General features: G+C 62.4%; 9 protein-coding genes. 5 read left to right on the top strand and 4 right to left on the bottom strand.

Annotated features, from left to right (window positions below; translation table 11 throughout):
* A partial coding sequence (locus tag E2H86_RS09970; protein ID WP_133327204.1) for a thiamine pyrophosphate-binding protein occupies window positions 1-143 on the bottom strand: 143 nt, incomplete at its 3' end.
* A 112-nt stretch (window positions 144-255) separates the two neighbouring features.
* On the opposite strand from E2H86_RS09970, the gene E2H86_RS09965 reads away from it, so the two are divergent.
* Window positions 256-1,170: a LysR family transcriptional regulator gene (locus E2H86_RS09965; protein WP_133327202.1), complete on the top strand. Its 915-nt coding sequence runs from the start codon at window positions 256-258 to the stop codon at window positions 1,168-1,170.
* Window positions 1,171-1,234: 64 nt separating this feature from the next.
* Window positions 1,235-2,902, top strand: a complete 1,668-nt coding sequence (locus E2H86_RS09960) for an NAD-dependent malic enzyme (RefSeq protein WP_133327200.1) — start codon at window positions 1,235-1,237, stop codon at window positions 2,900-2,902.
* A 70-nt stretch (window positions 2,903-2,972) separates the two neighbouring features.
* Here the strand turns inward: E2H86_RS09960 and E2H86_RS09955 are convergent, their stop codons facing one another.
* The 3 genes from E2H86_RS09955 to E2H86_RS09945 all read right to left on the bottom strand — a co-directional run bounded on the left by E2H86_RS09955 (window position 2,973) and on the right by E2H86_RS09945 (window position 6,410).
* On the bottom strand, window positions 2,973-3,737 hold the full coding sequence (locus E2H86_RS09955; protein WP_133327198.1) for a 2-keto-4-pentenoate hydratase: 765 nt from the start codon (window positions 3,735-3,737) through the stop codon (window positions 2,973-2,975).
* 50 nt (window positions 3,738-3,787) lie between these two features.
* Window positions 3,788-5,086 (bottom strand): MFS transporter, encoded by a 1,299-nt coding sequence (locus E2H86_RS09950; RefSeq protein ID WP_133327196.1) that lies wholly within the window; start codon window positions 5,084-5,086, stop codon window positions 3,788-3,790.
* A 112-nt stretch (window positions 5,087-5,198) separates the two neighbouring features.
* Window positions 5,199-6,410 (bottom strand): pyridoxal-phosphate-dependent aminotransferase family protein, encoded by a 1,212-nt coding sequence (locus E2H86_RS09945; RefSeq protein ID WP_133327194.1) that lies wholly within the window; start codon window positions 6,408-6,410, stop codon window positions 5,199-5,201.
* A 146-nt stretch (window positions 6,411-6,556) separates the two neighbouring features.
* On the opposite strand from E2H86_RS09945, the gene E2H86_RS09940 reads away from it, so the two are divergent.
* The 3 genes from E2H86_RS09940 to E2H86_RS09930 all read left to right on the top strand — a co-directional run bounded on the left by E2H86_RS09940 (window position 6,557) and on the right by E2H86_RS09930 (window position 9,176).
* On the top strand, window positions 6,557-7,273 hold the full coding sequence (locus E2H86_RS09940; protein WP_133327192.1) for a GntR family transcriptional regulator: 717 nt from the start codon (window positions 6,557-6,559) through the stop codon (window positions 7,271-7,273).
* An 11-nt stretch (window positions 7,274-7,284) separates the two neighbouring features.
* Window positions 7,285-8,502, top strand: a complete 1,218-nt coding sequence (locus E2H86_RS09935) for a glycine hydroxymethyltransferase (protein ID WP_207955621.1) — start codon at window positions 7,285-7,287, stop codon at window positions 8,500-8,502.
* Between the two features lie 119 nt (window positions 8,503-8,621).
* A complete protein-coding gene (locus E2H86_RS09930) occupies window positions 8,622-9,176 on the top strand; it encodes a helix-turn-helix domain-containing protein (RefSeq protein WP_133327189.1) in 555 nt (184 codons plus the stop codon).
* Window position 9,177 lies beyond the last annotated feature (1 nt).

Below are 9,177 nucleotides of genomic sequence, written 5' to 3'. Positions count from 1 at the left end.
GCGAGGACGTGATCGATGCCACCGACTTTCTTCAGGGCCGAGTACAGCGGGTTGATGGCAGCCCCCGGAATGCCGAATGCAGTCTCTACGCCTTCACGGCGCATGACCAGAACGGCTGCATCGATTGCTCTCATCTTTGCCATGGTGATCTCCTGTCATGTAGTCGATATTTTTCTTATTGAGTGGCAGCATGGAGTAGCGAGCGATCCTGTTGAAGGCCAGTAAATTAGATTCTGTCGATACTTGAGGTATGGAATGGGGCGATACGTTGAGTTGCAAAGCTTCGTCCAGGTGGCGCAGAAGGGCAGCTTCGCCGCTGCCGCGCTGGTTGAAGGCGTGACGCCGGTGGTCATGGGCAGACGCCTCGACAGCCTGGAAAAACGTTTGGGCGTGAAGCTCATGCACCGCTCCACCCGGGGCCTGAAACTGACCGCCCTGGGCGAACAGCTGCTGGAGCGGGCCAGGCAGGTGCTGCTCGAATTCGATGATCTGGAAGCGGCGATCTGCAGCAGCTCGTCGTTGGTCAAAGGCAGCCTGCAGATCTCGGCACCTGCGGCGTTCGGGCGCATGCATGTCGCGCCTCATGCCTTGGCGTTCCAGCAGCGCTATCCCCATGTGAAGCTGGCCTTCAACCTCACCGACAGCGTGGTGGACCTGGTCAGCGAAGGCTATGACTTGAGCATCCGCATCGGCGAGATCCGCGATCCCAACTACGTGGCGGTCAAGTTGTTCCCCAATCGTCGCGTGGTGTGCGGCACCCCGGAATATTTCGCTCGTCACGGTCGCCCGCGCACCCTCGAAGACCTGGCTGAGCACAACTGCCTGGCCTTCACCCTGCAAGGTGGCCAGCAACGTGGCTGGACCTTCATGCGCGATGGCCGCCCAGTGGCGATGAAGGTCAGCGGCAACCTGGCCTGCAACGATGGTGAACTGCTCGCCTCATGGATGCAGCAAGGCGTCGGCATCGGCTGGCGCTCGACCTGGGAAATCCAGGCAGCGCTCGACCAGGGAACGTTGGTGACGGTCCTCGACGAGTTCGCGTTGCCGGATTACGACATCCAGGCAGTGTGGCCGCAACAGCGTCACCTGCCGGCCAAGGTGCGGTTTTTCGTCGACTACCTTAAAGAGGTCTACAACACAGCGGGATACTGGAACCCTGCCGGCGCTTGATTGCAATCACGCGCCTGCTTGGTATATTGAATGCAAAATACAACAAGCAAACGAGGCCACTTCCATGCCGTCAGTACGTCGTCCGTTGCCCGTCAAGTTTCGCGGCCCCACGCTGCTGGAAACGTCATTGTTGAACAAAGGTACTGCCTTCTCGGCCATTGAGCGTGAGCAGTTGCACCTGCTCGGCCTGCTTCCGGCCCACGTCGAAACGCTGGAGCAACAGGTGGCCAGGTGTTACCGGCAATTCAGCGAAGCCCCAGGCAACCTGGAAAAACACGTGTACCTGCGCTCGGTCCAGGATCGTAACGAAACCCTGTTCTACAAGCTGGTGGAAACCCATCTCGAAGAGATGCTGCCGATCATCTACACCCCCACCGTCGGCAAGGCTTGTCAGGAATTTTCCCGCATCTACCGCAGCTACCGCGGTGTGTTCATCTCGTACGATGATCGTGATCGCATCGACGAGATCCTCAATAACGTCACCAAGGACAAGGTCAAAGTCATCGTCGTCAGTGACTGCGAGCGCATTCTCGGGCTCGGCGATCAGGGCGTGGGCGGCATGGGTATCCCGATCGGCAAGCTGTCGTTGTACACCGCCTGCGGCGGCATCAGCCCGGCCTACACGTTGCCGGTGGTGCTCGACGTCGGCACTGGCAACAGCACACTGCTCGACGATCCGGAGTACTTCGGCCTCAAGCAACCTCGGGTTCGCGGCGCGGACTACGATGCGTTTCTCCAGGCCTTCGTCGATGCCGTGCAGAAACGCTGGCCCGATGCCCTGCTGCAGTTCGAAGACTTCGCCCTGACCACGGCCATGCCGCTGTTGGCGCGCTATCGCGACAAGGTGTGCTGCTTCAACGACGACATCCAGGGAACCGCCGCAGTCACCGTCGGCACCTTGCTGGCAGCCTGCAGGATCAAGGGCGAGCCGCTGTCGAAGCAGACCATTGCCTTCGTCGGTGCAGGTTCTGCAGGTTGCGGCATTGCCGAGCAGATCATCCAGGCCATGGTGGAGGAAGGCCTGAGCGACGCACAGGCCCGTAGCCAGGTATTCCTGCTCAACAGCAAAGGCCTGCTCACCGACCACCAGCAGGGGCTGTACGACTTCCAGACACGCCTCTCGCACACCACTGCGTCATTGGCCCAGTGGCGCTACCAGGGCGATTGGCCAAACCTGCAGGAAGTGGTGGCCAATGCCAGGCCGACGGTGTTGATCGGTGTGTCGGGCAAGGCCGGGCTGTTCACCGAGGAAGTCATCACCACGCTGTACCAAGGCTGTTCCAGGCCGATCATCATGCCGCTGTCGAACCCGACCTCGCAGATCGAGGCGCATCCGGCCGATATCCTGCGCTGGACCGACTGCCAGGCGCTGGTGGCCACCGGCAGCCCGTTCCAGCCGGTCGAAGTGAACGGGCGCAGCTTCCGCATCGCCCAGTGCAACAACTCGTATATCTTCCCTGGCGTCGGCCTGGGGGTGATCGCCAGCAAGGCGCGCCGGGTCACCGAGCGCATGCTGATGGCCTCGGCCAGGGCGCTGGCCGACAGCGCGCAGGCTGGCGAGATGCTGCCGCCGATGAACGAGGTCCAGCGAGTGAGCAAGGATATCGCCCTGGCCGTGGCTCTGGAGGCATGTGCCGAAGGCGTAGCGCCGCAGCAGGATGAGGCGGCGTTGCGTGAGGCGATCGAGGCCACGTTCTGGGAGCCGAAATACCGCGACTACGTCCCCGCCTGATAGCAAACGGCGCCACACGACTGGTGTGTGGCGCCGTACCCCGGTCCATTTCAGCAGGTGCCTGGGTGGCTTATTGAATATCGAGCTTCACCGCTGGCAAACCCTCGATCACGCCAACCACCTTGCCTGAAGTCTGCGCAGCGTACATGCCGGTGAATGAACCGGTGGTGATCACCAGGCCCTTTGCCAAGGTGAGCCCCTGGCGCGTGTGGTGATTGACCAGCCACGGCAGCAACCGTCGCGGATCGCCCGCTGGGTTCGCGGCAGTCCCCGGCACGATGCTGTGGTCGTTGAACAGGAACTCGAGCGACGGTTGGGCGAAGGGGAAGTCCTCCCGGTATGGCACGAAAGCACCGACCACCAGCGCGCCATGGTTGAGCAGGTCGGCCAACTGGGTCAGAGGCTCGACCTTCGGCCAGGCGGCAAAACGGCTCGCGACGATTTCCACGGCAGCGGCCATCTCGCCGATGCCTGCGTGCACCTGCTCGTCGCTGTAGTCCTGGTCTTGCGGCGCGAAGTCGCGGTTGAAACGAAATGCGATTTCCAGCTCCAGCACGGCGGGAGCGTAGTCGACCCGATTGAACGTGCGGGCCTGGGTGTGGATGCACTCAGCGGGCAAGGGCGAGCCCTGGATCGGCCCGGTGTGGGATTTCGAGCCGATCTTCCAGCCGCCTGGCTTGATGCCGCGCAGCTCGAAGATGGCTTGCTGAGTCTGGTAGGCCGCATTGAAATCCTTTGGCTGCAGCGCCTCGTCGAGCTCTCCCAAGGCAACGCCCTGGCGCTGTGCCTCGACGATCAACTGCGCCAGGCGCGTGGAATTGACTGCTGTATTCAAGGTATCGCTCCTTTATCTGATGCCCGCGCCTGACGCGCGGGCTCGGTGCGTTATTTGCCAATGGCCGGGGAGGGGTGTGCATCGCTGGCAGGTACCACTGGCGGCTTCGCGTACTCGAACCGGTTCTGCGGCTTCATACGGAAAGACAGCACGACGCCGATCGCCAACAGGATGATGCTCACCAGGAACGGCAGTTGCCAATTGTCGAAGGTGTCGATCAGCATGCCGGCCGCCACCGGGCTGATGATCGCGGCCATGGCTGAGCCGGTGTTCATCATGCCGCTCGCCGTGCCGGAATGGTCGGGGGCGATGTCCATGGGAATGGCCCACATCGGGCCGATGGTCATTTCCGAGAAGAAGAAGCCGATGGCCAGGCAGGCCAGGGAGACGTGCATGTCGGTGGTGAACATCAGCGGCAGCAGGGACAGCAAGGTCAGGCTCAGGCAGATGGCGACCATCCGGCTGCGGGCTTTGTTGAGGTTGCCTGTCTTGGCATAGATGCGGTCGCTGACGATACCGCCCAGCGTATCGCCGACCACCCCGCCAAAGAACACCGCCGAGGAAAAGATCGCCGTGCCCTTGAGGTCCAGGCCTAGGTTCATGAAGTACATCGGTACCCAACTCAGCAGCAGCCAGAGTGTCCAGCCATAGCAGAAATACACGATGGTCACCGGCGCCATGCGTCTGAACAGGCGGCCCCAGGGCAAGGGATTCTTGTTCTTGGCCTTGGCCACCGGCAGTGCGTCCAGTTCCGCTTGCGAGATCCGCGGATGGCGTTTCGGCGAGTCGGTGAACACCAGCGCCCACAGGCCGACCCAGACGAAACTGATCACGGCGCAGACATAGAACGATTCGCGCCAGCCGTAGGCGGCCATGATGGCGATCATCGCGGCAGGAGCCAGGGCATTGCCCAGGCGGGCGAAGGCGTGGGTGATGCCTTGGGCGAAGCCGCGCTTTTCCTTGGGCACCCAGCGCGACATGGCGGCGGTGGCCGCCGGAAAAGTCGCGCCCTCGCCGAGTCCGAGCAGGATGCGGGCGATGATCAGTGAAATGAAACCGCCTGCAAGACCGGTCATGACGGTTGCCGCAGCCCAAAGGATGCCGCAAAACACCAGGGTGCGCTTGGCGCCGAAACGGTCGCTGACCCAGCCGCCGATGATTTGAAAGACCAGGTAGGGGTAGGCGAAGGCAGAGAAGACGATGCCGATTTCAGTCTTGCTCAGGCCGAACTCCGGGCCAAAGCCGACGGCGGCAGTACTGACGTTGACTCGGTCCAGGTAAGTGATGAAGTACATGGCGCAGAGCATGCACAGCACCACGGTGGTGGGGCGCAGACGTAAAGACTTCATGTTCTATCTCCAGTTTCTTATTGTGCTCGCCGACAACGCGAGGATTCGGGATAGTCAGTCGTTCATGGCACTGCGGCGGTTGCCGCAGTGCTGCTTCACCGCGGTGTGTCGGTCATTGGCGCCGTAATGGCACCGATTGCCCTCCCAGGTAGTCCATCGCAGCCAGCACACCGCTGGCCTGCAGCTTCACGCCTGCCAGTTGCAGGCCCATTTCGCAGCCACTTAGGGTGGCCATCAGCGTCAAGTCGTTACAGTCGCCGAGGTGGCCGATGCGGAACATCCGGCCTTTCATCTTGCCAAGGCCCGTGCCCAGCGACATGTCGAAGCGCTCGTAGATCACCTTGCGCACAGCGTCGGCGTCGACCCCTTCCGGCGTCATGACGCCAGTGAGCACCGGGCTGTACACCTGCGGGTCGGCGCACTGAATGTCCAGCCCCCAGGCGTTGACGGCGGCGCGACAGGCTTGGGCGAGACGCTGGTGGCGGCTGAAGACGTTGTCCAGGCCTTCGCCGAGGATCATGTCCAGGGCTTCGGCCAAGCCGTACAGCAGGTTGGTGTTGGGGGTATAGGGCCAGTAACCGGTCTTGTTCATCTCGATGATTTCATCCCAGCCCCAGAAGCTGCGCGGCAGCTTGGCTTGCTTGCTGGCGGCGATGGCCTTGGGTGACAGGGCATTGAAGCTGATGCCTGGCGGCAGCATCAGGCCCTTCTGCGAGCCGGACACCGTGACATCCACGCCCCATTCGTCATGGCGGTAGTCCGCCGAGGCCAGGCCGGAAATGGTGTCGACCAGCAGCAGAGCAGGGTGGCCGGCTGCATCGATGGCTTTGCGCACGGCAGCGATATCCGACGTCACCCCCGTGCTGGTTTCGTTGTGCACCACGCATACCGCCTTGATGCGCCGGGCGCTGTCGGCGCGCAGGTAGTCCTCGATCATCGCGGCGTCGACGCCTGCGCGCCATCCTTCGATCCCGGGCCTGCCGATGAACTGCGGCTTGAGGCCCAGGTTGACCGCCATCTTCTGCCACAGCGTGGCGAAATGGCCGGTTTCGAACATCAGCACTTCATCGCCGGCACTGAGGGTGTTGCACAACGCTGCTTCCCAGGCGCCGGTCCCTGATGCCGGGTAGATGATCACCGGGTGCACGGTCTTGAAGATTTGCTTGATGCCGTCGAGCACCTTCAGCCCAAGTTCGCCGAACTCCGGTCCGCGATGGTCGATGGTGGGGTAGCTCATGGCCCGGAGAATGCGATCCGGCACTGGGCTGGGTCCGGGTATCTGCAGGAAGTGGCGACCGGCAGGGTGGAAGTCGAGCTTGAGCATGGATACCTCCATTTTGTTTTTGTATTTTGAATGCAATATACAATAGCAGCGGCTCAGAGACCGTCAAATGTCTATTTCTGCAGCCTGCCAATGGCCGTATTGCAAGGCTTTGGACTATGATTGCCGAGTCTGATGGGGGATTTTGTATGCAATATTCAGATTCTTTAGCGGCGCCAGCAGCGGAGCGCGTGCTGCCGAAAGTCGAGCGTCAGCGGCTGCATGACACCGTGGTAGAGCACCTGCGCACGTTCATCACCGAAGGCGTTCTGGAGCCTGGGCAGAAGCTCAACGAACGCGAGCTGTGCGAACACTTGGGCATTTCCCGCACGCCGCTGCGCGAAGCGCTCAAGGTGCTGGCCGCCGAACGCCTGATCGACATCGAGCCGAATCGCGGTGCCAGCGTCGCGCGTCTGTCCGAGGTCGAGATGCGTGAGGCATTCGAGCTGATGAGTGGCCTGGAGGCGTTTTCCGGCGAGCTGGCCTGCGAGCGCATCACCGATGAAGAGCTGGCCGAGATCAAGGCCATGCACTATGCGATGGTGGTGTGCCGCAACCAGGACGATTTGGCCGGTTACTACAAGCTCAACCACGCCATTCATGAGCGCATCAACCTCGCTGCGCGCAATCGCCTGCTCAGCCAGCAGTACCAGCAGTTGAACGCGCGGCTGCAGGCGTTCCGGTTCCGCTCCAACCATCTGCCACCCAAATGGGATCGCGCCGTGCACGATCACGAAGAAATGATCGAGGCCTTGGAGGCCCGCGACGGCAAGCGTCTAGGCGCGATTCTGCGCCACCACCTGCTGGAGAAACGCGATGCGGTGCTGTCGCTGATGGCCACCGAGCAGGCGGCCCACACGCGCTAGATGGGGGATGCATGGCTAGGGCGCAGAACGATGAAGCATTGATGGCCGCGGCGCGCGAGCGCACCCGGCAACTCAGCGAGGAGCGGTTGGTGCTGTATGCCGGCGCCAACTTGCCCAGTGCCGAGGTGATTGCGGCCTATGCGCCCGGGTTGAGTGCCTATCCGGCGATGGGACCGAGCTTTTTCAAGGAACAGCCCGATACCGCTCTGGTTTCTCGCCTCGAGCATCGGGTCGAAGCCCTGGCCTGCGATGTGTTCGGCGCGGCTTGGGCGCAGGTGCGGCTACCCAGTTGCACATTGGCCAACCTTGCGGTGTTTCACAGTTTCGCGGCGCCTGGCGATCTGCTGCTTGCGCCGTCCGCAGCCCACGGCGGGCATCTGAGCCAGCGCCGGGGCGGCACGCCGGAGCTGGCGGGGTTGCGCGTCGAGGATCTGCCGTTCGATACCCAGGGCTGTCAGCTCGATGGCCGGCGTGCGGCAGCGTTGGTGCTGCAACGTCAGCCGAAGCTGGTGATGCTGGGGCGCAGTGTTCTGCTGGCGCCGGATGACATCGACGAGGTCGTGCGAGCCGCCCAGGCCGTGGGCGCGTTGACGATTTTCGATGCGTCGCATGTGTCCGGGTTGATCGCCGGCAAGGTGTTTCCCAACCCCTTCGAGGCGGGTGTCGACATCATCACCACGTCGACCTACAAGACGTTGCCAGGACTGCCGCAAGGTTTGGTCCTGGGGCGTGAGCCTGAGCATGGGGCCAAGCTCAGGTCATTGCTCGACCGTGCCTTTCTCGCCAATTACGACGCGGGTCGCCTGCCATGCCTGTTGCAGTTGCTCGACGAAGTGAAGCTGGGCGGGGTGGACTATGCCCGGCGTATCATCCGCAACACCGTGGCGTTGGCCGAGGCATTGCGTGATCAAGGCTTGCCAGTGATGGTGGGCGCTACCGCTCAGCAGGCTACGCATCAGCTGTTGATTGCGCTTGGCCATGCTGCTGACCCTCGCGCCGTGATGCAACAGCTCGAGCGCAGCGGTATCGTCGTCGGCACCTGCGCTGACCCTTCGCGGCCAGGGGAGCATGCGTTGCGGTTGGGGACGCAGGTGTTGACCCGGTTGGGACTGGAGCCCCGGGACATGGCCGATATCGCTGCACTGTTAAGACGCGTATTGGCAGGCCAAAGTGATGGCGGCGCTGAGGTCAAGGCGTTGCTCGCTCGTTACCACTCGCCACGGCCCTGAGGGCATCGACTCGCCCGCGATGCGCGGCGCAGCAGCGCTCGCGTATTCCCCGACCCCTGTTGCTTTATGCCACGAATCCTGTACTTTCCAGACCTCCAAATCCCCAGTCACGATTCACTATGAAAGTGCACGAAGAGATCGAAGGCCTGGCCGTATTGATTCGCGACCTGCGCAAATTCAAAGGCTTCACCCTGGGCGAACTGGCCCAGCGCATCGGCCGCTCGGTGGGCTTCTTGTCCCAGGTGGAACGCGGTGTGTCTCGCCCGACCGTAGCCGACCTCACGGCCATCAGTGAAGCACTCGGTGTCTCCACGTCCTATTTCTACAAGCTCGAAAAGCCCCGCGAGCTCGACTGGGTCACCCGGCCGCACGAGCGCCGGACCTTGCACCTGGCCGGCGGCATCACCGATGTATTGGCGTCGCCCACCATCACCGGCGCCTTCTCGATGCTCGACAGCCACCTCGAACCCGGCGCCAGCAGTGGCGAGGAATTCCTGGACGACAGCTCGGAACAAGGCTGCTTCGTGCTCGAAGGCGAACTGACGGTCTGGCTCGATGATGGCGAGCCCGTTACGCTATACGCCAGCGACAGCTTCCAGCTGCAACCCCACGCGCGTTTCCGCTACGCCAATCTCACCGACAAGCCCACCCGCGTGCTGTGGGTGTTCAGCTGAG

The sequence above is a fragment of the Pseudomonas putida genome (assembly GCF_004357765.1).
GTDB classification, from domain to species: Bacteria; Pseudomonadota; Gammaproteobacteria; order Pseudomonadales; family Pseudomonadaceae; genus Aquipseudomonas; species Aquipseudomonas putida_U.
This window is presented reverse-complemented; position numbering and strand designations above follow the sequence as displayed.